Annotated in this window: 23 protein-coding genes and 1 tRNA gene; 6 read left to right on the top strand and 18 right to left on the bottom strand. The window is 72.3% G+C overall.

The annotated features are described in order from the left end of the window. Nucleotides 1-59: 59 nt before the first annotated feature. Entirely contained in the window at nucleotides 60-1,577 is a 1,518-nt protein-coding gene (locus K7854_RS03650) for an MFS transporter (protein ID WP_226024889.1), read from the top strand. Between the two features lie 147 nt (nucleotides 1,578-1,724). Continuing rightward, a complete protein-coding gene (locus K7854_RS03645) occupies nucleotides 1,725-2,483 on the top strand; it encodes a TetR/AcrR family transcriptional regulator (protein WP_226024888.1) in 759 nt (252 codons plus the stop codon). Between the two features lie 562 nt (nucleotides 2,484-3,045). Here K7854_RS03645 and K7854_RS03635 read toward each other — a convergent pair. Beyond that, the gene (locus K7854_RS03635; RefSeq protein WP_226024887.1) at nucleotides 3,046-3,516 is read right to left on the bottom strand and encodes a PPOX class F420-dependent oxidoreductase; all 471 of its coding nucleotides are present in this window, start codon (nucleotides 3,514-3,516) and stop codon (nucleotides 3,046-3,048) included. Between the two features lie 27 nt (nucleotides 3,517-3,543). Beyond that, a complete protein-coding gene (locus K7854_RS03630; RefSeq protein WP_226024886.1) occupies nucleotides 3,544-3,906 on the bottom strand; it encodes an STAS domain-containing protein in 363 nt (120 codons plus the stop codon). 272 nt (nucleotides 3,907-4,178) lie between these two features. On the opposite strand from K7854_RS03630, the gene K7854_RS03625 reads away from it, so the two are divergent. Together K7854_RS03625 and K7854_RS03620 are read left to right on the top strand one after the other, a co-directional pair. Continuing rightward, entirely contained in the window at nucleotides 4,179-4,886 is a 708-nt protein-coding gene (locus K7854_RS03625) for an ANTAR domain-containing protein (RefSeq protein WP_226024885.1), read from the top strand. 18 nt (nucleotides 4,887-4,904) lie between these two features. Continuing rightward, nucleotides 4,905-5,630: a GAF and ANTAR domain-containing protein gene (locus K7854_RS03620; protein ID WP_226024884.1), complete on the top strand. Its 726-nt coding sequence runs from the start codon at nucleotides 4,905-4,907 to the stop codon at nucleotides 5,628-5,630. On the opposite strand, the gene K7854_RS03615 is transcribed toward K7854_RS03620, so the two are convergent. From K7854_RS03615 to K7854_RS03605, 3 genes are all read right to left on the bottom strand, one after another. Next, nucleotides 5,613-6,434 (bottom strand): YceI family protein, encoded by an 822-nt coding sequence (locus K7854_RS03615; RefSeq protein WP_226024883.1) that lies wholly within the window; start codon nucleotides 6,432-6,434, stop codon nucleotides 5,613-5,615. The two genes, K7854_RS03620 and K7854_RS03615, sit on opposite strands and share 18 nt — an antisense overlap. A 108-nt stretch (nucleotides 6,435-6,542) precedes the next feature. Further along, nucleotides 6,543-9,062 (bottom strand): MFS transporter, encoded by a 2,520-nt coding sequence (locus K7854_RS03610; protein ID WP_486389161.1) that lies wholly within the window; start codon nucleotides 9,060-9,062, stop codon nucleotides 6,543-6,545. A gap of 85 nt (nucleotides 9,063-9,147) precedes the next feature. Continuing rightward, nucleotides 9,148-9,648: a MarR family winged helix-turn-helix transcriptional regulator gene (locus K7854_RS03605; RefSeq protein ID WP_226024881.1), complete on the bottom strand. Its 501-nt coding sequence runs from the start codon at nucleotides 9,646-9,648 to the stop codon at nucleotides 9,148-9,150. A 205-nt stretch (nucleotides 9,649-9,853) separates the two neighbouring features. On the opposite strand from K7854_RS03605, the gene K7854_RS03600 reads away from it, so the two are divergent. Then, nucleotides 9,854-10,051 carry a hypothetical protein gene (locus K7854_RS03600; protein ID WP_052836884.1) on the top strand — a complete coding sequence of 66 codons (198 nt, stop codon included), beginning with the start codon at nucleotides 9,854-9,856 and terminating at the stop codon, nucleotides 10,049-10,051. A 113-nt stretch (nucleotides 10,052-10,164) separates the two neighbouring features. Here the strand turns inward: K7854_RS03600 and K7854_RS03595 are convergent, their stop codons facing one another. The 8 genes from K7854_RS03595 to K7854_RS03560 all read right to left on the bottom strand — a co-directional run bounded on the left by K7854_RS03595 (nucleotide 10,165) and on the right by K7854_RS03560 (nucleotide 14,743). Then, on the bottom strand, nucleotides 10,165-11,130 hold the full coding sequence (locus tag K7854_RS03595; RefSeq protein WP_226024880.1) for an RNA polymerase sigma factor SigF: 966 nt from the start codon (nucleotides 11,128-11,130) through the stop codon (nucleotides 10,165-10,167). 292 nt (nucleotides 11,131-11,422) lie between these two features. After that, nucleotides 11,423-12,262, bottom strand: a complete 840-nt coding sequence (locus K7854_RS03590) for an RNA polymerase sigma factor SigF (RefSeq protein WP_226024879.1) — start codon at nucleotides 12,260-12,262, stop codon at nucleotides 11,423-11,425. 193 nt (nucleotides 12,263-12,455) lie between these two features. After that, nucleotides 12,456-12,749 carry a Dabb family protein gene (locus K7854_RS03585; RefSeq protein WP_087808485.1) on the bottom strand — a complete coding sequence of 98 codons (294 nt, stop codon included), beginning with the start codon at nucleotides 12,747-12,749 and terminating at the stop codon, nucleotides 12,456-12,458. Beyond that, on the bottom strand, nucleotides 12,749-12,925 hold the full coding sequence (locus K7854_RS03580) for a hypothetical protein (RefSeq protein WP_226024878.1): 177 nt from the start codon (nucleotides 12,923-12,925) through the stop codon (nucleotides 12,749-12,751). The genes K7854_RS03585 and K7854_RS03580 overlap by 1 nt, the downstream gene beginning before the upstream one ends. Nucleotides 12,926-13,012: 87 nt before the next feature. Then, nucleotides 13,013-13,097: transfer RNA gene (locus K7854_RS03575), tRNA-Ser, on the bottom strand. Nucleotides 13,098-13,174: 77 nt separating this feature from the next. Continuing rightward, nucleotides 13,175-13,600: a tRNA adenosine(34) deaminase TadA gene (gene tadA / locus K7854_RS03570; protein WP_226025081.1), complete on the bottom strand. Its 426-nt coding sequence runs from the start codon at nucleotides 13,598-13,600 to the stop codon at nucleotides 13,175-13,177. Between the two features lie 68 nt (nucleotides 13,601-13,668). Next, the gene (locus K7854_RS03565; RefSeq protein ID WP_226024877.1) at nucleotides 13,669-14,214 is read right to left on the bottom strand and encodes a tRNA adenosine deaminase-associated protein; all 546 of its coding nucleotides are present in this window, start codon (nucleotides 14,212-14,214) and stop codon (nucleotides 13,669-13,671) included. A 334-nt stretch (nucleotides 14,215-14,548) separates the two neighbouring features. Further along, nucleotides 14,549-14,743: a hypothetical protein gene (locus K7854_RS03560; RefSeq protein WP_226025080.1), complete on the bottom strand. Its 195-nt coding sequence runs from the start codon at nucleotides 14,741-14,743 to the stop codon at nucleotides 14,549-14,551. 165 nt (nucleotides 14,744-14,908) lie between these two features. On the opposite strand from K7854_RS03560, the gene upp reads away from it, so the two are divergent. Beyond that, the gene (gene upp, locus K7854_RS03555; protein ID WP_226024876.1) at nucleotides 14,909-15,544 is read left to right on the top strand and encodes a uracil phosphoribosyltransferase; all 636 of its coding nucleotides are present in this window, start codon (nucleotides 14,909-14,911) and stop codon (nucleotides 15,542-15,544) included. A 16-nt stretch (nucleotides 15,545-15,560) separates the two neighbouring features. Here the strand turns inward: upp and K7854_RS03550 are convergent, their stop codons facing one another. From K7854_RS03550 to K7854_RS03535, 5 genes are all read right to left on the bottom strand, one after another. Further along, the gene (locus tag K7854_RS03550) at nucleotides 15,561-16,178 is read right to left on the bottom strand and encodes a LytR C-terminal domain-containing protein (protein WP_226025079.1); all 618 of its coding nucleotides are present in this window, start codon (nucleotides 16,176-16,178) and stop codon (nucleotides 15,561-15,563) included. 125 nt (nucleotides 16,179-16,303) lie between these two features. Next, nucleotides 16,304-16,600, bottom strand: coding sequence for a type II toxin-antitoxin system VapB family antitoxin (locus tag K7854_RS03545; protein ID WP_003999914.1), 297 nt, complete (start codon nucleotides 16,598-16,600; stop codon nucleotides 16,304-16,306). Nucleotides 16,601-16,756: 156 nt separating this feature from the next. Further along, nucleotides 16,757-16,888: a hypothetical protein gene (locus K7854_RS37430; protein ID WP_264086880.1), complete on the bottom strand. Its 132-nt coding sequence runs from the start codon at nucleotides 16,886-16,888 to the stop codon at nucleotides 16,757-16,759. 54 nt (nucleotides 16,889-16,942) lie between these two features. Beyond that, complete coding sequence (locus tag K7854_RS03540; protein WP_226024875.1) at nucleotides 16,943-17,245, bottom strand: hypothetical protein; 303 nt, start codon at nucleotides 17,243-17,245, stop codon at nucleotides 16,943-16,945. 90 nt (nucleotides 17,246-17,335) lie between these two features. Then, nucleotides 17,336-18,022 (bottom strand): HdeD family acid-resistance protein, encoded by a 687-nt coding sequence (locus K7854_RS03535; protein ID WP_226024874.1) that lies wholly within the window; start codon nucleotides 18,020-18,022, stop codon nucleotides 17,336-17,338. Between the last annotated feature and the right edge of the window lie 313 nt (nucleotides 18,023-18,335).

The raw sequence follows: 18,335 nt of genomic DNA, 5'->3' as shown, positions 1-18,335 counted from the left end.
CGTCCACAGGTCGCGCAACCGTTGTACAGCGTATAGGAGAGTCCTATACGCTGTACAACATGACGACGTCACCCCAGGAATCCGCCAAGGAACGGGACACCGCACCCCCGTTCCAGGGCCATCCGCAGCGCTGGCTGATCCTCGGTGTCATCAGCCTCGCCCAGCTCACCGTGGTCCTGGACAACACCGTGCTGAACGTGGCGATCCCCTCGCTCACCGACGAGCTGGGCGCGGCCACGTCGGACATCCAGTGGATGATCAACGCCTACTCGCTCGTCCAGTCCGGCCTGCTGCTCACCGCCGGCAGCGCGGCCGACCGGTACGGCCGCAAGAAGATGCTGGCCACCGGCCTCGCCCTGTTCGGCATCGGGTCGCTGGCGGCCGGACTCGCGGACACCACCGGCCAGTTGATCGCGGCGCGGGCCGGCATGGGCATCGGCGGCGTCCTGCTGCTGACCACCACGCTCGCCGTGGTCATGCAGATCTTCGCGCCCGCCGAGCACGCCAAGGCGATCGGCATCTGGAGCGCGGTCAGCGCGCTCGGCTTCGCCTGCGGGCCGCTGATCGGCGGCTTCATGCTCGACCACTTCTGGTGGGGGGCGATCTTCCTGATCAACCTGCCGGTGGTGGCCCTCGGCCTGGTCGCGGTCGTGACCCTGGTCCCGGAGTCGAAGAACCGGCAGGGCGACCGGCCCGACCTGCTCGGCGCCGTCCTGTCCACGATCGGCATGGCCGCGCTGGTCTACGCGATCATCTCCGGCCCGGAGCACGGCTGGACGTCGGCGCGGGTCCTGGCCACCGCCGCCGTCGCCGCGGGGGTGCTCGCGCTCTTCGCCTACTGGGAGAGCCGCGTCCCGTACCCGATGCTCGACCTCAGCTTCTTCCGCGACCAGCGGTTCACCGGCGCCGTGGCCGGACTGGTGCTGATCACCTTCGGGATGGGCGGGGCGCTGTTCCTGCTCACCCAGCACCTGCAGTTCGTCCTCGGGTACGGCCCGCTGGAGGCCGGGCTGCGGACCGCACCGCTGGCCCTGACGGTGGTGCTGCTGAACTTCTCCGGGGTGGCGGCGAAGTGGCTGGCCAGGCTCGGCACGCCGGTGGGGGTGCTGCTGAGCATGGTGCTGATGTCGGCGGGCCTGGTGGCCATCGCCACGCTGACCGGGCAGGGCTACGCCGGCACGCTGCTGGGGCTGGTGCTGATCGGCGTGGGGTGCGCGCTCGGCAATCCGGCCATGGCCCATGCGCTGATGAGCGCGATCCCGCCGGCCAAGGCGGGGGTCGGCGCGGGCGTCAACGGCACGCTGGCGGAGTTCGGCAACGGGCTGGGCGTGGCCGTCCTCGGGGCGGTGCTGAACTCCCGGTTCGCGGCGCTGGCGCCGGTCGCGGCGACGTCGTTGCCGGCGGCGCTGGCCTCGGCGGACGGCGAGGCGGAGCGGGGGCGGGTGCTCGACGCCTTCTCCTCCGGAGTGGAGAGCAGTCAGCTGGTGGGGGCGGTGGCGGTGTTGCTGGGCGGGGTGGTGGCGGCGGTGTTGCTGCGGAGGGCGGAGCGGGCAGACTCGGGGGTTGTGAGCGCCTGAGGGCCCGGGTGGGCTGCTTGCGACGCGGATGCGGGTCTGTTCGCGGTTGCTCGCGCCCGCGCGGCGGAGCCGCACAATGATGCGGTCCCGCGCCCCTCATGGGGCGCTTCGCCGACCGGCGTTTCATGAGGCGAGGGAGAGGTGCGCATGGCGAAGGCAGGGCGGGAGGGGCCGCGGGACAGCGTGTGGCTGTCGGGGGAGGGGCGGCGCACCGCGCGCCGCGGGCGGCAGCCGTCCGGGCTCGACCGGGACAGGATCACCGCGGTCACCGTCCGGCTGCTGGACGCCGAGGGCCTGACGGGGTTCTCCATGCGCCGCCTGGCCACCGAGCTGAACGTCACGGCGATGTCCGTCTACTGGTACGTCGACACCAAGGACCAGCTGCTCGAACTCGCCCTGGACGCCGTCTTCGGCGAGCTGCGCCACCCGGACCCGGACGCCGGCCTGGACTGGCGCGAGGAGCTGCGGGCGCTGGCCCGGGAGAACCGGGCGCTGCTGGTGCGCCATCCCTGGACGGCCCGGCTGGTCGGCACCTACCTCAACATCGGGCCGCACTCGCTGGCGTTCTCCCGGTCGGTGCAGAACGTCGTGCGCCGCAGCGGGCTGCCCGCGCACCGCCTGACCGGCGCGATCTCCGCCGTCTTCCAGTTCGTCTACGGCTACGGCACCATCGAGGGCCGCTTCCTCGCCCGGGTGGCGGACACCGGGCTGAGCCCGGACGAGTACTTCGAGGACTCGATGAGCGCGGTGACCGAGATGCCGGACAGCGTGGGCGTCATCGAGGACGCCCAGGACATCATGGCGGCCCGGGGCGGCGACACCGTCGCCGAGATGCTGGACCGCGACTTCGAGTTCGCCCTCGACCTGCTCATCGCGGGCATCGACGCCATGGTCGAACGCCCCTGACCCCCACCACCCGCCCCAGCCCAACGGCCCACACCCAGCCCGACGGCCCACATTCGCACCCCAGGTGACGGCCCGCATCCGCCACCGCGTCCGACGGCCGGTATCCGCATCCCCGGCCGACGGCGCTCTGCCGTACACCCGGCTGACGGCGCTGTGTCGTGCACCCGGCCGACGGCGCTCTGCCGTACACCCGGCTGACGGCGCTCTGCCGTGCACCCCGGCCGTCGGTGCTCGGCAGAGCACGTCCCGCCAGATCCGCATCCCGGCCGCACGCCGCCGACGGCCCGCACCCGCACCCCCGTCCGGCCGACGGCCCGCACCCGCTCCCCCGTCCGGCCGACGGCCCGCACCCGCACCCCCGGGCGGCCGACGGCCCGCACCCGCATCCCCGCCCGGCCGGCGGCCTCAGCCGTACGTCCGGGCGGCGGCCGGCGGCCGCAGGCACCACCGACGCCCCCTCGGCCGCAGCCGCGGGCGCCGGCGTTCAGCCGCAGGGCGCGGGCGGCGGAGTCCGGTGTCCGCCGGGGGTCCACGCCCTGGGGCTCGTCCCGCCGGACAGGCGCTACTCGTCCGCCGCCAGTCGGGCCGGGAAGCCGCCCGTCGCCACCGGACCCCACTTCTCCGGCGTCACCCGGATGATGGACTTGCCCTGCTTGACCATGGCCTGCCGGTACTCGTCCCAGTCGGGGTGCTCGCCGGAGATGTTGCGGAAGTACTCCACGAGCGGTTCCACGGAGTCGGGCGCGTCGACGACCTCCGCGGTGCCGTCGATCTGGACCCACGGGCCGTTCCACTCGTCGCTGAGCACGATGAGGCTGACCCGCGGGTCGCGGCGGGCGTTGCGGGTCTTGGCCCGCTCCGGGTAGGTCGAGACGACGATCCGGCCGGAGTCGTCGACCCCGCAGGTCAGCGGCGACCCCTGGGGGCTGCCGTCGGCCCGCCGGGTGAGCAGGACCGCCCGGTGCCGGGGGCGTACGAAGTCCAGCAACTCGGCCAGGGAGACACGGGTGTTCGTCGCGATGTTCGGTGCCATGCCGCCAGCCTAGGACGCCGCCCCGCGCTACGGTCGCAGCGCGTCCGCGAGGTCGTCGTGGACCGGCACGTCGCGCCGCAGGCCGGAGAGTTCCAGGACGCGGCTCGGTACGCCCCTCGGGGCGGCCACCACGCGCAGCAGGGTGCGGTCGGGCAGCCGACGGCGCACGGCGGCGATCAGGCGGACGCCCTGGGAGTCCATGAAACGGGTCGCGGACAGGTCCAGGACGAGGAGCCGCAGTCCGTCCGCGCGCTGTTCCACGGCGGTCGTGATCAGGGGCAGCAGCCCCGAGGCGTTGCAGAAGTCGATCTCGCTGGGCAGCGCGAGCACGGCGCAGCCGGGTGGATCACACGGCTCACACGGCTCGCAGGGCTGGGGGAGGAAGGTCACAGCACTCACCTGACAGACGTCCGTCGGGCTTCCGGCCGGGCCTCTTCCTGACCCGGTCCCCATTGCACCACGCGACGGGACGGGGCGAAACCCTCACCGGTCGCCCGGCCGCCCGGAGCGTCGGCCGAGCGTCACCGGCACGCAACCGAGCAGCTAAAGTGCTGTTCGTCCTGTGCTCGCAGTCGGGAATGTGCTGCGGAGCTCTCCTGCGCACGGCCGTGAGGCCGCGCTTGCCGAAGAGGTTCGTGGTGGCTGCGTCCGAATTTACTGATTTGCCGCGTTTTCCGGTGGGCTTCGAGCTGGCCGAGGCCCTGACCGCGGCGGCGTGCGAACTGCACGGGACGGACACCCCCGACGACACCATGACCACCGCCGTCACCCTGGCGGTGCGCCTGCTGCCCGAGGCCGAGCACGCCGGCATCGCGGAGATCCAGCGCGGCGGCCGCCTGCGCTCCCTGGCCTGGACCGACGAGACCGTGCGCTTCGCCGTCGAGCCCCGGCAGGGCGGCCACACCCCGCACCCGGACTGGGAGCGCCTGTGGACCACCCCCGTGGTGCGCACGGACGACAGCGAGGCCGACGGCGACGGCAACGTCCTGTCCGGGCTCGGCCTGCGTTCGGCGCTGTCCCTGCGGCTGCGCGCCGACCGGCGCCGGCTGACCGTGCTGACCGCGTACGCCCGCAAGCCGCAGGCCTTCGACGAGGACGCCACCCGCGTCGGGCGGCTGTTCACCGCGCACGTCTCCCTCGCCCTGGACTCGGCGACCGTGCGCGAGCAGCTCACCGAGGCGATGCGCACCCGAGACCTGATCGGCCAGGCCACCGGCATCCTGATGGAGCGCCTGGACATCGACGCGGCCGGTGCCTTCGAGTCCCTGGTGAAGGCCTCCCAGCGGGAGAACGTGAAGCTGCGCGACCTGGCCCGGCGCATCGTGGACGCCAATTCCGGCACGGGCGGCAGAGGCGTGACCGAGCGGTGACGGGCAATCCGTACGGTCATGACCCAGCAGACGACCGGCCCGGCGACGGGCCCGAACAAGGACCCGCTTGATCACGCCATGGCGCGCAGCCGGGGCCTCGACACCCTGCTGCGCGATCTGACCGACCGGGCGGTCGTCCAGGTGCCCGGTGCCGTGGCCTGCTCGGTCACGGTGCGCCGCGCCGACCGGCTGATGACCCTGGCGGGCAGCACCGGCCTGCCCGCCGGCCTGGACCTGCGCCAGTACGAGAACGGCTCCGGCCCCTGCGTGGACGCCGCCGAGTCGGGCAGCGCGCAGTACTCCCCGGACCTGGCGGCCGAGACCCGCTGGCCCGCGTACACGGAGTACGCGCTGGCCACCGGGGTCCGCTGTGTGCTGGCGCTGCCGCTGCCCGTCGAGGGCGAGACGGGTGCCGCGCTCAACCTCTACGGCCTGGAGCCGGACTCCCTGGCCCGGGGACTGGACGCGGCCCGTGCCTTCGCGGAACGGGCCGCGGACGCGGTGAACGAGGCCCTGCGCATCGAACGGCAGCAGGCCTCGGCGGCCGACGTGCGCACCGCCCTGCTCTCCCGCAGCGTCATAGACCAGGCGGTCGGCATGCTCATGGCCCGGGAGCGCATCGACGCCCACCGGGCCCTGGAGCGGCTGCGCCGGGCCTCACAGGAGCGGAACGTCAAGCTCCGAGACCTGTGCGCCCAGGTGGTGGCCCGGGCGTCCGGCGGTGCCTCAGACCGCCGGCAGTGACTCGCCCTGGACCGCCTGGATGTCCAGCTCGACCCGGAGCGTGGTGCCGATGGCGGCGATGCCGGCCTGGACGACCTGGTTGTAGTTCATGGCGAAGTCCTCGCGGTGCAGCTCCGCCGTGGCGCGGAAGGCCGCCCGGGTGCCGCCCCAGGGGTCGGCGCCGGTGCCGAGGTAGGCCAGGTCCAGGTCGACCTCCCGGACGACCCCGTGCAGGCCCAGCTCGCCGTGCACGGTCCAGCGGTCGGGGCCGGCCTCGCTCACGCCGGTGGAGCGGTAGGTGATCTCCGGGAACCGTTCGACGTCCAGGAAGTCGGCCGAGCGCAGGTGGGTGTCGCGCATGCCGTTGCCGGTGTCGATCGAGGCCGCCTGGATCACCGCCTCCACCCGGGACTTGGTGACGTCGTCCGGCGCGATCTCGACGGTGGCGGCGAAGTCGGTGAAGCGGCCGCGCACGCTGGAGATGCCCAGGTGCTGGGCGACGGCGGCGACGGTGGAGTGCGCCGGGTCGACCGTCCACGGCCCCGGCGGCGGCAGCTCGGTGCCGCCCTGGCGGGCCAGCGTCACGGTGCCGACCTCGGCCCGGCCGCTGGCGGTGACGATGGCGCTGGCGGCGGCCGGCGCGTAGCCGACCGCGGTGACGATGACGGTGTACGCCCCCGGCGTCAGCGCGGTGGTGTCCCGCACGGCCCCCTCGGTGTCCGCCTCGGCACGCAGCACCTGCGTGCCGGTCATGTCGGTCACCGTGACGACCGCGTGCGACACGGCCCATCCGTCCCGCGTTCGGATCCTCGCGGTCAGTCCCATCCCGTTTTCTCCCTGCAAAGGCTCAGAAAGTGGTCGTAAAGAAACCGGCCCGTGGTGGCGGGCGCACCTCCGCTCAGAGCGCGCACGCCACCACGGGCCGGGGTTTCGCTACTCGCCGGGGTGGGCGAGTTCGATGTCGTGGCCGTCGGTACCGGGGCCGGCGACCGTCAGGGCGGTGGCCACCGGCGGGTAGCCGGTCGCGATGACGGTGTACTCACCGGCGTCCAGGTCGGTGAAGGCGTACGCCCCGTCCGCACCGGTGGTGGCCGTGCCGATCACGTTGCCCGCCGCGTCCACCAGGGTGACCCGGGCGTCGGCCAGCGGACCGTGCGGTGCCCGCACGACGCCCTGGACCTGGGCCCCGGCCTGGAGGTCGACCTCGACGCGGGTGACGCCGGTGCCGCCGACCTCCAGCGGCAGGGCGCGGGGCCGGTAGCCGGCCGCGTTGACCGCGACGGTCACCGTGCCCGGCACCAGCTCGGTGAAGGCGAACTCGCCCTGCTCACCGGTGGTGGCGCTGGCCAGCAGGTCGCCGCGCACATCGGTGACGATCACCATGGCGTCCTTGACCGGCGTCCCGCTCTCCATGGCCCGGACCAGGCCGGTGAGCCCGCTGGTGCCGCTGAGCAGGATGTCGTAGGCGACCGGCTCGTCGTTGACGACGATCGTCGACGCCTGCGGCTGGAAGCCGTCGGCGGAGGCGATCAGCACGTACGACCCGGCGCTCGGCGCGTCGACGGCGTAGGAGCCGTCGGCCTGGGCGACGGACCGGCCGAGCTGACGGCCGGCCAGCGAGATCAGCGTGACCGCGGCCTGCGGGACCGGGGCGGACTCGGCACCGCGGACGAAGCCGCGCACCGCGATGCCGCCGGAGACGGGCGCCTGCGGTTCACCGGAGCCGGTCGTCGTGGCGACGGCGGCGAGCCGCTGCGTGGCGGCCGGTCCGGCGGCCGGGGCGGCCGAGGTGTCCGAGACGGCCGAGGTGGCCGGGTTGCCGGACGGCGTGGCCGACACGGCCGCCATCGCACCGGCCGGGACCGGCTCGTCGGCGACGCGGACGGCCTCCGCCGGGGTGCCCGCCACCGGCGGGGCGGACTCGGCCGAGGACTCCGCGGCCTGGGCGAGGGCGCCCTTGGTCCGCAGCGGGACCTCCTTGATGAACAGCGTCACCAGGAAGGCGAGCAGGGCGATCGGCGCGACGATCAGGAAGATGTCCGCGATGCCGTGCCCGTAGGCGCTCTCCAGCCACTCACGGATGCCGGGGGGCAGCAGGTCCATGTCGGGGATCGAGCCGCCGCCGGAGGCCTTGGCCGCGGCCGCCTGCTCCTGCGGGCTGAGCGAGCCGATGGTGTCCGAGGCGTAGTGGCTGATCCGGGTCGACATCACGGAGCCGAGCACCGAGACGCCCACCGCACCGCCGAGGGACCGGAAGAAGGTGACCGTGGAGGACGCGGCACCCAGGTCGCTCGGAGCCACCTGGTTCTGCGTGCAGAGCACCAGGTTCTGCATCATCATGCCGACGCCGAGGCCCATCAGCGCCATGAAGATGGCGATGTGCCAGTACGGGGTGTCGTAGCGCATGGTGCCGAGCAGGCCCAGGCCCGCGGTCAGCAGCACACCGCCGGCCAGCAGCCAGCCCTTCCACTTGCCGGTCTTGGTGATGATCTGACCGGAGACCGTGGAGGAGACGAACAGACCGCCGATCATCGGGATCGTCATGACACCCGACATGGTCGGGGACTTGTCCCGGGCCAGCTGGAAGTACTGGCTGAAGTAGACGGTGCCCGCGAACATCGCGATACCGACGAACAGCGAGGCCAGCGAGGCCAGGGTGATGGTGCGGTTCTTGAACAGGCGCAGCGGGATGATCGGCTCGCTGGCCTTCGACTCGACGAAGAGGAAGATCAGCGTCAGCACGATCGCGCCGCCGACCATGGCACCGGTCTGCCACGACATCCAGGAGTACTTGTCGTCGGCGAAGGTGACCCAGACGAGCAGCAGGCAGACGGCCGCGGTGACGAAGAAGGCGCCGGCCCAGTCGACCTTGACCTTCCGCTTGAGCACCGGCAGGTGCAGCGTCTTCTGCAGCACGATCAGCGCGAGGATCGCGAAGGGCACGCCGACGTAGAGGCACCAGCGCCAGCCGAGCCAGCTGGTGTCGGTGATGACGCCGCCGAGCAGCGGACCGCCGACGGTGGCGACCGCGAAGGTGGCGCCGAGGTAGCCGGAGTAGCGACCGCGCTCACGCGGGGCGATCATCGCGGCCATGATGATCTGCGCCAGGGCGGACAGACCGCCGGCGCCCAGGCCCTGGATGGCCCGCGCGGTGATCAGCATCGCGGGGTTCTGCGCCAGACCGGCCACGACGGAGCCGACGACGTAGACGATCAGGGCTATCTGGACCAGGGCCTTCTTGCTGAACAGGTCCGCGAGCTTGCCCCACAGCGGGGTGGAGGCGGTCATCGTCAGCAGCGAGGCCGTGACGACCCAGGTGTAGGCGCTCTGGCCGCCGCCGAGGTCACCGATGATCTCGGGCAGGGCGTTGGTGACGATGGTCGAGGACAGGATCGCGCAGAACATGCCGAGCAGCAGCCCGGACAATGCCTCCATGATCTGCCGGTGCGTCATCGGAGCGTCTCCGGAGGAGCCTCCCCCGTGCTTGGCATGAGCCCGCACACCGGCTGGTGTGGTCGTTGCCATGGACTTCCTTTACTTACGTGGTGATCGCGGGTGTACGGGTGGACTGTTCGTCCCCGGACAGTGCGGGAGGCCGGGCCGCGGGTGCCCGGCAGTCGTCGAAGCTGGCCCGGAGCCGGGCCATGAGCCGGGAGAGCTGGCCGACCTCGTCGTCGGTCCAGTCGCTCAGCCGGTGGGAGAGCAGCTGGGTGGTCCGCTCGGCGATCTCGTCGAGCTGGTCCTGCCCCGAGGGCGTCAGGCGCAGGATGCGCGAGCGCTTGTCCGCGGGGTCGGGAAGGCGTTCGATCCAGCCCCGCTCGGCGCCGTGCGCGACGTGGCGGCTGGTGACCGACATGTCCACGGCGAGCAGCTCCGCGAGCTTGCTCATGCGCATGTCCCCGTGGCGGCCGAGCAGTGTCAGTACGGCGACGGACCCGCCGGGGCAGTCGGACGGCAGCAGCCGGCCCATCTCCCGCTTCACGGCGCCGAAGGCGCTGAACTGGCGGATCAGCTCCTCGTACTGCGCCTTCTCGGCCATGCGCACCTCCCTATTCGTTGCTTAGGGCAACCATAGGATCAGTTAGTTGCTACAGGCAAACAAAAACGGCCGGTCCGGCATAAAAAGTTGGCAAAGGCAAGTATTGCGAAAGTAAATGCGCAGGTGATAAGGGGTGGGCCGGGTCAAGAGGACTCGGCAGCCCCGCACTTGGGCCGCACTCGCGGATTCGCTAGTGTCTCGGCCCATGGCTAACACCCAGGGCCCCCAGGGCAATAACGACCCCGCAGGCAGCACCCAGATGTTCCGCGCGTTCGTCGACGACGCCCCGCAGAGCCGGCAGGCGGCCCCCGCCGCCTCCTCCGGGCCCCGCGTCGGCCTGATCGTCGGCATCGTGGCCGCCGTGATCGTCGTCGCGGCGGTGGCCTGGCTGGCGCTCGGCTAGGAACGGCACCGGCCCCTGCGGCCGGACCGGCGCATACGTGGACGACCGCCGCGGCACCCCCGAGGTGCCGCGGCGGTCGCCGCGCTGCCTGCCGGCCCCCGCGGGCCGGGGAGTCAGTCGGAGATGAGGCCCTCGCGCAGCTGCGACAGGGTCCGGGTGAGCAGCCGGGAGACGTGCATCTGCGAGATGCCGACCTCCTCGCCGATCTGCGACTGGGTCATGTTGGCGAAGAAGCGCAGCATGATGATCCGCCGCTCCCGCGGCGGCAGCTTGGCCAGCAGCGGCTTGAGGGACTCGCGGTACTCCACGCCCTCCAGCGCGGTGTCCTCGTAGCCCAGGCGGTCCGCCAGCGAGCCCTCGCCGCCATCGTCCTCCGGGGCGGGGGAGTCCAGCGAGGAGGCGGTGTACGCGTTGCCGACGGCCAGACCGTCGACGACGTCCTCCTCGGACACGCCGAGGACTGCGGCCAGCTCGCCGACCGTCGGGGAGCGGTCCAGCTTCTGGGACAGCTCGTCGCTGGCCTTCGTCAGGGCCAGGCGCAGCTCCTGGAGGCGCCGCGGGACGCGCACCGACCACGAGGTGTCCCGGAAGAACCGCTTGATCTCGCCGACCACGGTCGGCATGGCGAACGTCGGGAACTCGACCCCCCGCTCGCAGTCGAAGCGGTCGATCGCCTTGATCAGGCCGATGGTGCCGACCTGGACGATGTCCTCCATCGGCTCGTTGCGGGACCGGAAGCGCGCGGCCGCGTAGCGCACCAGCGGGAGGTTCAGCTCGATCAGGGTGTCCCGGACGTAGGCACGCTCGGGGCTGTCCTCGTCGAGGGCGGCGAGCCGCAGGAACAGGGAGCGGGACAGGGTGCGGGTGTCGATGGCCTCCGCGGCCGGGACGGTCTGGGCCGGCACGGCGTCGAGGCCCGGCACGGCGTCGCCGGCCCGGGCGTCGTCGACGGAGCCGGCCGGGCCGACGGAGTCGATGGGGCCGACGGGCTCGACGGGGCCGAACGCCTCGATCGAGTCGGGCGCGGTCTCGCTCTCCGCGAGCGCGAGCACCTTCGAGCTGCCCTGTTCTGCGGACATGCCACCCCCTTTGGGTCGCGGGACGGTCGCGGCACACGCTCCCACGCCGGGAACGCAGCCTTCACCTGAATACCGGAGCCGAAGCTCCGGCAAACGCGTCTCCGGCAGAATGTCACATGTCGGCAACGCGCTGTAGTGACATGTCGACATCCGAGACGCGAATACCCCCTGGAAACAGGGGGTCTGATGGGCTTTCAGCCCGATTCCGTCCGCAACGGCCCTGGTGAGCGATTCGCTCTCGCCGGTGACCCCTCGCTCGCGCTTTCGACTCCGCCCGGAGTCTCCGCCGAGCTTACGCGTCGATCCGGTTCGCGGACCTCAACCGCTGGAAACTACGCGCCAGTAGCCGCGAGACGTGCATCTGGGAGACGCCGAGTTCCGCGCTGATCTGGGACTGCGTGAGGTTGCTGTAGTAGCGCAGCAGCAGGATCCGCTGCTCCCGCTCGGGCAGCTGGACGAGCAGATGGCGCACCAGGTCCCGGTGCTCGACCCCGTCGAGGGCCGGGTCCTCGTAGCCGAGCCGGTCGAGCAGTCCGGGCAGCCCGTCGCCCTCCTGGGCGGCCTCCAGCGAGGTGGCGTGGTACGACCGTCCCGCCTCGATGCAGGACAGCACCTCCTCCTCGGTGATGCGCAGCCGCTCGGCGATCTCCGCGGTGGTCGGGGAGCGCCCGAAGGCGGTGGTCAGGTCCTCGGTGGCGCTGTTGACCTGCACCCACAGCTCGTGCAGCCGGCGCGGTACGTGCACGGTGCGCACGTTGTCGCGGAAGTACCGCTTGATCTCCCCGACCACCGTGGGCATCGCGAAGGTCGGGAACTGCACGCCCCGCTCCGGGTCGAAGCGGTCGATGGCGTTGATGAGCCCGATGGTGCCGACCTGGACGACGTCCTCCATCGGCTCGTTGCGGGAACGGAACCGGGCGGCGGCGTAGCGCACCAGCGGGAGGTTGGCCTCGATGAGCGCCGCGCGCACCCGGTCGTGCTCCGGCGTGCCCGGGGTGAGGCCCTTCAGCTCGCCGAACAGCACCTGGGTCAGGGCCCGGGTGTCGGCGCCCCGGCTGCGCTGCGGCGCGGGGGCCTCCGGGGCCTGGGCGGGCGGCGCGGGCGGTGCTTGAGGCGCAGTACTGGCCGGCACGGTCAACTCCACCTCGTGATCTGTCAACTCTTCCGTCAACTCATCCGTCAAAAGCGGTCATAGCATCACAAGACATGTCCACTGTGTGCAAGCACCGCATAACGTCGTGTTGAGTGAACGCAGAACGGCCCCGCACCGAGCCGGTGCGGGGCCGTTGGGCGGGTCCGCGGCGCACCGCGGACCCGTGGTCGTACTAGAACTCGTAGTCGGCGATCACCCAGGTGGCGAACTCCCGCCACAGCGCGACGCCCGCCTGGTGCGCCGGGTGTTCGAGGTAGCGCTTGAGCGCGTCGGCGTCGTCCACCGCCGAGTTGATGGCGAAGTCGTAGGCGATGGGCCGGTCGCTGATGTTCCAGGCGCACTCCCAGAAGCGGAGGTCGTCGATCTGGCCGCCGAGCGCGCGGAAGGCCTCGACGCCCGCCACCACGCGCGGGTCGTCGCGGCCGACGCCGTCGTTCAGCTTGAACAGCACGAGGTGGCGGATCATCATTCTCCTCCGTTGGCGGCCCAGGTCATGAAGTCGCCCACGGCGCCCGCCGCGTCGGATATGCCCTGGAAACCTATCTGCACGTAGTCGGCCGCCTTGGCCGGATCAGTGATGATCACATAGAGCACGAAGACCACGAGCGCATAGACGGCGATCTTCTTCGAGTTCACCGCCACCGCGGCCTCCCCTGTCCCTTTCGACTCCGCCTTCGACCGCTCATGATCGCACGAAGGGCCCCGTCTTTCGACGGGGCCCTTGCAAAGCGGTAGCGGAGGGATTTGAACCCTCGGTGACTTGCGCCACACTCGCTTTCGAGGCGAGCTCCTTCGGCCGCTCGGACACGCTACCGAGACAGACCTTACAGCACGGAGCGGCATGCTCAGAAATCGGTATCGCGGCCGACGAACAGCCGTCCGAGCCCCCGGTCAGCGAGCGCGGAAGAAGTCCGTGAGCAGCCGGGCGCAGTCGGCCGCGAGCACGCCTTCGATCACCTCGGGACGGTGGTTGAGACGCCGGTCGCGCACCACGTCCCACAGCGATCCGGCCGCGCCCGCCTTGTCGTCGCGGGCGCCGTAGACCACGCGGTCCACGCGGGACTGCACGAGCGCGCCCGCGCACATCGTGCAGGGCTCCAGGGTGACGACGAGCGTGCACCCGGACAGGCGCCACTCGCCGAGCGCCCGGGCGGCCCGCCGGATCGCGAGGACCTCGGCGTGGGCCGTCGGGTCCCCGGTGGCCTCGCGTTCGTTGTGCCCGGCGGAGAGCACGGTGCGGCCGTCCGGCGCCAGCACGACGGCGCCGACGGGCACGTCCCCCGCCGCCCGCCCGGCCTCGGCCAGGGCGAGCCGCATCGCGGCCCGCCACCGGTCGCGCACCGGATCGGGCGGTGCCTCCTCTGGTTCCTCCCCGGCCGGCGCGGTCAGCGGACGGTCTCCAGGACGTCCAGGGCGCCCAGGGCCTCGGCGATCTCGCCGACCGCGTCCCCGGACATCGCGCGCAGTTCCTTCTCGCTCACGCCGAGGTCGTCGAGCACCTCGGCGTCGCCGACCGGACCGTGCGGAACGCTCTCGCCCGCGCCGGCGGCCGCGTCGGCGCCGTCGCCGCCGTCCTCGTCGTCGTCGGACTCGCCGTCCTCCGTGCCGTCGAGGTCGAGGGCGTCGAGATCGTCACCGTCGTCCCCCGGCTCCCGGCCGAGGAGTTCGTCGGTGAGCAGGATCTCGCCGTAGCTGCTGCGCGCGGCCGCGGCGGCGTCCGAGACGTAGATACGGGGGTCCTCCTCACCGTCCACCCGGACGACTCCGAACCACGCGTCCTCCTGCTCGATCAGCACGAGCACCGTGTCCTCGTCGGGAGAGGCCTCCCGGGCCAGGTCGGCAAGATCCGACAGGGTTTCCACATCGTCGAGCTCTGTGTCGCTCGCTTCCCACCCGTCTTCGGTGCGCGCGAGCAGTGCGGCGAAGTACACCGTGACTCTCCCACTGGTCCTAGGCGTGCCGGTTGGGGATCCCCCCGGCGGAGGCTACGGGCGGGGGAGCGGTGCTCCGAGCCCCACCCACTCGGAATCGTGGCAGAAACAAGGCACTCAGGGGACGTCTTCGGCGCCCTGTGTCCGGCTGTTTTGACCGGCGTTCCGGAAGGTACGTACCCGGGCAGCCGTCCAGCAGCGTTCTCGTCGCCGCCACGTGCGGATCGTACGCGGATTCTCGCGGTCCCCGGGTACGTCCGTCACCACCAACGTCGGCGCGGCGCGCGATCTTCCCCGGCCGGGTCAGGAAGTTTTTCGGGGAACGGGGAGGGGACTACCACCGGAAGGTGCGCATGCGCATCGCGTGCCGCAGCCGGGCGGTCTTGGCGCGGCGCGGCTGCACCCGGTCCCGCAACTGCCGGGCCTCCGCCAGCTCGCGCAGGAACTGCGCCCGGCGCTTGCGCCGCTCGGCCTCACGCTCCGGCTCGGCCCCGCGATCCGCGCCCCCGCCCATACCGGGGGACGGCATGTCGTGGAAGTCCCGGTCAGCCACAGTCTCACCACCCAGCGTCCGTCTCTCCCACCTTCCCCCGACCGGGCGGTTTGACGCCCGCGAACGAGTGGAGCCCGCGCACGGGGCCTTGCCCCGGCCGCGGGGACGCCGCCCCCACGGGCCCCGGTTACTGTGGTGACCATGCGTCTCCACGTCGTCGACCACCCCCTGGTCGCCCACAAGCTCACCACGCTGCGCGACCAGCGCACCGACTCCGCGACCTTCCGCCGTCTCGCCGACGAGCTGGTCACCCTGCTCGCCTACGAGGCCACGCGCGACGTGCGCACCGAACAGGTCGACATCGACACCCCGGTCTCCCGGACCACCGGCGTCAAGCTCTCCCACCCGCGCCCGCTGGTGGTGCCGATCCTGCGGGCCGGTCTCGGCATGCTCGACGGCATGGTCCGGCTGCTGCCGACCGCGGAGGTCGGTTTCCTCGGCATGATCCGCAACGAGGAGACGCTCCAGGCCTCCACCTACGCCACCCGCATGCCGGAGGACCTCTCCGGACGCCAGGTGTACGTGCTGGACCCGATGCTGGCCACCGGCGGGACCCTGGTCGCGTCCATCCGGGAGCTGATCAAGCGCGGCGCCGACGACGTGACGGCCGTGGTGCTGCTCGCCGCTCCCGAGGGTGTCGAGCTGATGGAGCGCGAGCTGGCCGGGACCCCGGTGACGGTCGTGACGGCCTCCGTCGACGAGCGCCTCAACGAGCAGGGTTACATCGTCCCGGGCCTCGGTGACGCGGGCGACCGCATGTACGGCGCGGCCGAGTAGTACCCCGTACCGCTGCTCAGCAGCTCTTCTTCTCCGCGGCGGGCGTCGACCGCGGCGCGGTCAGCTCGGCCAGCGCCGCGTCGGCGTCCGCGGGCTTCGCCAGCCCCTTGAAGCCGTTGCCGATGATGAGGTCGACGGCGGCGCCCTCGCGGGCCGCGTCGGTGCGGCTCTGGGCACCGGGCAGCTGGGTGCCGAGCACGGTGAGCGCGCTCTTCACCGAGGAGGCCGGACCGCCGAGCAGGACGCCGGTGCCGGTGACCTTCTTGTCGTACTCCTTGGGCGCGTTGGTCACCTCGCCCACGCGGAAGCCGCGCTTCTTCAGCTCGTCGGCGGTCTTCTGCGCCAGACCGCTGCGGGTCGTCGCGTTGAGCACGTTGACGGTGACCTGACCGGGCTTCGGCAGCACCGCGGCAGCCGGCGAGGCGCTAGCCCTCGCGCTGGTCACACAGTCCGCGGCTCCGGCCGCCGACGCCTTGTCGCCGCCGGTGAAGACGTCGATGAGCTGCAGCGTGCCCCAGCCCAGCACGCCGAGAACGGCGACGCAGGCGACGCCGGCGAACGCGAGCCGGCCACGTCGCCGGGCCGGGCGCATCCGCGGGTACTTGTCCCCCGTGATCTTGTACTGGCCACCCATGCCGGGAGGAGTCAGCATGCTCATGGGCGCAGCGTAGTGCGCCGGAGCGGTGATGCCTATTAGATGATCAGTCGACGTTCCGCGGTTCGGCGCAAGGCAACCCGAAAGGGTCAAGCGGAAGCCCGTCAGTCGAGTTCGAGCACCCGGGCGTGCAGCACCTGGCGCTGCTGCAACGCGGCCCGCACCGCCCGGTGCAGACCGTCCTCCAGATACAGGTCCCCCTGCCACTTCACGACGTGCGCGAAGAGGTCGCCGTAGAAGGTGGAGTCCTCGGCCAGGAGCGTCTCCAGGTCGAGCTGGCCCTTGGTCGTCACGAGCTGATCGAGGCGGACCGGGCGCGGCGCGACGTCCGCCCACTGCCGGGTGCTTTCCCGGCCGTGGTCGGGGTACGGCCGGCCGTTTCCGATGCGCTTGAAGATCACACGGAAAGCCTACCGGCCCGGACGTTGCGGGCGCAGCCATGGCGCCGGAGTGCGGCGCCGGAAAAGACGCCGTAAACCGGATCAATCGGCAACGGCGCCGCGAGATCGGGCGGCGGAAACGGTGGGTGACCGCCCCGCCGCCCGAAGGGGCTCGCGTCAGCCGCGCCTCCGTTCCCGCGCGGGCAGCCGCCGTTCTTCGGCTTGCGGCGCGGTACCGGGCTTGGGCGTACGGCGGGCGGCCTCGGCGCGCAGGAGGGCGCGCAGGACGGCGTAGGGGTCGTTGGGCATGGCGATTCCTCGTTCCTGGTGTGCAGCGTGTTCGTGTCCGGCGATCGGGCACGATCAGCAGCGCAGCACCACGGAACGCGGGCCACGGGGAAGGCCGGCGGCCCGTTCGGGACGAGCATCGGACCGGAGCGACACGAGGTCCGCCACGAAGGACGGCGGAACCGGCCGCGCCACGGTGGCCCGGCGGCCGCTGCGGGCCGCGACCCTCAGCGCGGAGTCGAGGTGGTCGTACTCCCCCACCGCACCGGCCGCCACCGTCACCGGCGCCGCCTGGACCGTCATGTGCGAGCAGGGCACGATCAGGGCCAGCAGCAGCACGAGGACCCGCAGGCGGGCGGCACGGGCGGCGGGACTCATCTCACTCCTGTCCCCGCCCGGCGTACGCCGTCCACCGCACCGGACCCGAGAACCGCCCGCTCGGCGTAGGCGGTTCCGGGCGGACGCCGCTCACAGGGTGCGCGGGACCTGGCGCGCCCGTCCGCGCAGCCGCACCGACGTGACGATCTCGACGACCCCGACGACGACCAGCCACCAGCCGCCGACCAGCATCAGGACGGTGGCCGACTCGACCGGCGAGTCGATCAGGACGATGCCGGCGACGACGGTGACGGCCCCGAGGAAGATCTGCCAGCCGCGGGCGGGCATCGCGGGGTCGTGCGCGGCGGCCACGATCTGCGTGACGCCGCGGAACAGCCAGCCGATGCCGATCCAGAGCGCGAGCAGCAGCACCGACTGCAGGGGACCGCGGAAGCAGAACAGACCCAGCAGGATCGACACCGCGCCGCTGATGAAGGCCAGCACGCGCAGCGAGGTGCGCCGGTGGGTGCCGAAGGCGGCGGCCAGTTGGAGGACGCCGCTGATGACGAGGTAGAGGCCGAAGAGCACGCCGGCGGCGAGCAGCGAGGCACCCGGCCAGACGAGCACCAGCACGCCCAGGATCAGTGAGGCGACACCGGTGAACAGCACGGTCTGCCAGGCGGCGCGGGACAGCAGGTGCAGCGGCCCCTCGAAGGCCGGCTCGGGCTCCGGCTCCGGCCGCGCGGAGGCCGGCCCGTGCGTCGTCCCGTGCCGGGCGTGCACCCCGCGGTCGTCGTACGGCGTCCCGCCGGGGGATCCGCCAGGTGGTTCGGTCATGCCCCATGCTGTGAGCAGGCGGAACGCGGACGCCAGTCGGGTTGGGCCACGGGGCTGACGCGGGCCGGTGTTCTCCCGGCACCCGGCGTTCGGGTGGCCGCGGGGTGGGTCACGCGGCCCGGCGCCGCACGCGGTGCCCCGGCGCGGGTGTCGGCGCGGGGTGGGGAGCGCGGCCCGGCGCTACCGGGGTGCCGCTGCGCCCACCCGTGCCGCCCCAGCGGCACGACTGCCCGCAGCTACGCGGCATGCGACTGCCCGCAGCGGCGGCGGCCGGCGACGGCCCGCAGCGCCGGAGGCGAGGCGGCGGGAAAGT

The organism is Streptomyces hyderabadensis (assembly GCF_020404845.1).
GTDB lineage: Bacteria > Actinomycetota > Actinomycetes > Streptomycetales > Streptomycetaceae > Streptomyces > Streptomyces hyderabadensis.
The sequence above is the reverse complement of the archived record's forward strand: the minus strand, read 5'-3'. Positions and strand labels throughout refer to the sequence as shown.

Bases quoted from the DNA above. Each gene is read 5' to 3' on its own strand.
- K7854_RS03550 (WP_226025079.1), bottom strand. From the start codon at position 16,178: ATGGGTGGCCAGTACAAGATCACGGGGGACAAGTACCCGCGGATGCGC.
- K7854_RS03635 (WP_226024887.1), bottom strand. From the start codon at position 3,516: ATGGCACCGAACATCGCGACGAACACCCGTGTCTCCCTGGCCGAGTTG.
- K7854_RS03605 (WP_226024881.1), bottom strand. From the start codon at position 9,648: ATGGCCGAGAAGGCGCAGTACGAGGAGCTGATCCGCCAGTTCAGCGCC.
- K7854_RS03535 (WP_226024874.1), bottom strand. From the start codon at position 18,022: ATGACCGAACCACCTGGCGGATCCCCCGGCGGGACGCCGTACGACGAC.
- K7854_RS03595 (WP_226024880.1), bottom strand. From the start codon at position 11,130: ATGTCCGCAGAACAGGGCAGCTCGAAGGTGCTCGCGCTCGCGGAGAGC.
- K7854_RS03560 (WP_226025080.1), bottom strand. From the start codon at position 14,743: ATGCCGTCCCCCGGTATGGGCGGGGGCGCGGATCGCGGGGCCGAGCCG.
- K7854_RS03620 (WP_226024884.1), top strand. From the start codon at position 4,905: ATGACCCAGCAGACGACCGGCCCGGCGACGGGCCCGAACAAGGACCCG.
- K7854_RS37430 (WP_264086880.1), bottom strand. From the start codon at position 16,888: ATGCCCAACGACCCCTACGCCGTCCTGCGCGCCCTCCTGCGCGCCGAG.
- K7854_RS03610 (WP_486389161.1), bottom strand. From the start codon at position 9,062: ATGACGCACCGGCAGATCATGGAGGCATTGTCCGGGCTGCTGCTCGGC.
- K7854_RS03645 (WP_226024888.1), top strand. From the start codon at position 1,725: ATGGCGAAGGCAGGGCGGGAGGGGCCGCGGGACAGCGTGTGGCTGTCG.
- upp (WP_226024876.1), top strand. From the start codon at position 14,909: ATGCGTCTCCACGTCGTCGACCACCCCCTGGTCGCCCACAAGCTCACC.
- K7854_RS03650 (WP_226024889.1), top strand. From the start codon at position 60: ATGACGACGTCACCCCAGGAATCCGCCAAGGAACGGGACACCGCACCC.
- K7854_RS03585 (WP_087808485.1), bottom strand. From the start codon at position 12,749: ATGATCCGCCACCTCGTGCTGTTCAAGCTGAACGACGGCGTCGGCCGC.
- tadA (WP_226025081.1), bottom strand. From the start codon at position 13,600: ATGCGGCTCGCCCTGGCCGAGGCCGGGCGGGCGGCGGGGGACGTGCCC.
- K7854_RS03540 (WP_226024875.1), bottom strand. From the start codon at position 17,245: ATGAGTCCCGCCGCCCGTGCCGCCCGCCTGCGGGTCCTCGTGCTGCTG.
- K7854_RS03600 (WP_052836884.1), top strand. From the start codon at position 9,854: ATGGCTAACACCCAGGGCCCCCAGGGCAATAACGACCCCGCAGGCAGC.
- K7854_RS03615 (WP_226024883.1), bottom strand. From the start codon at position 6,434: ATGGGACTGACCGCGAGGATCCGAACGCGGGACGGATGGGCCGTGTCG.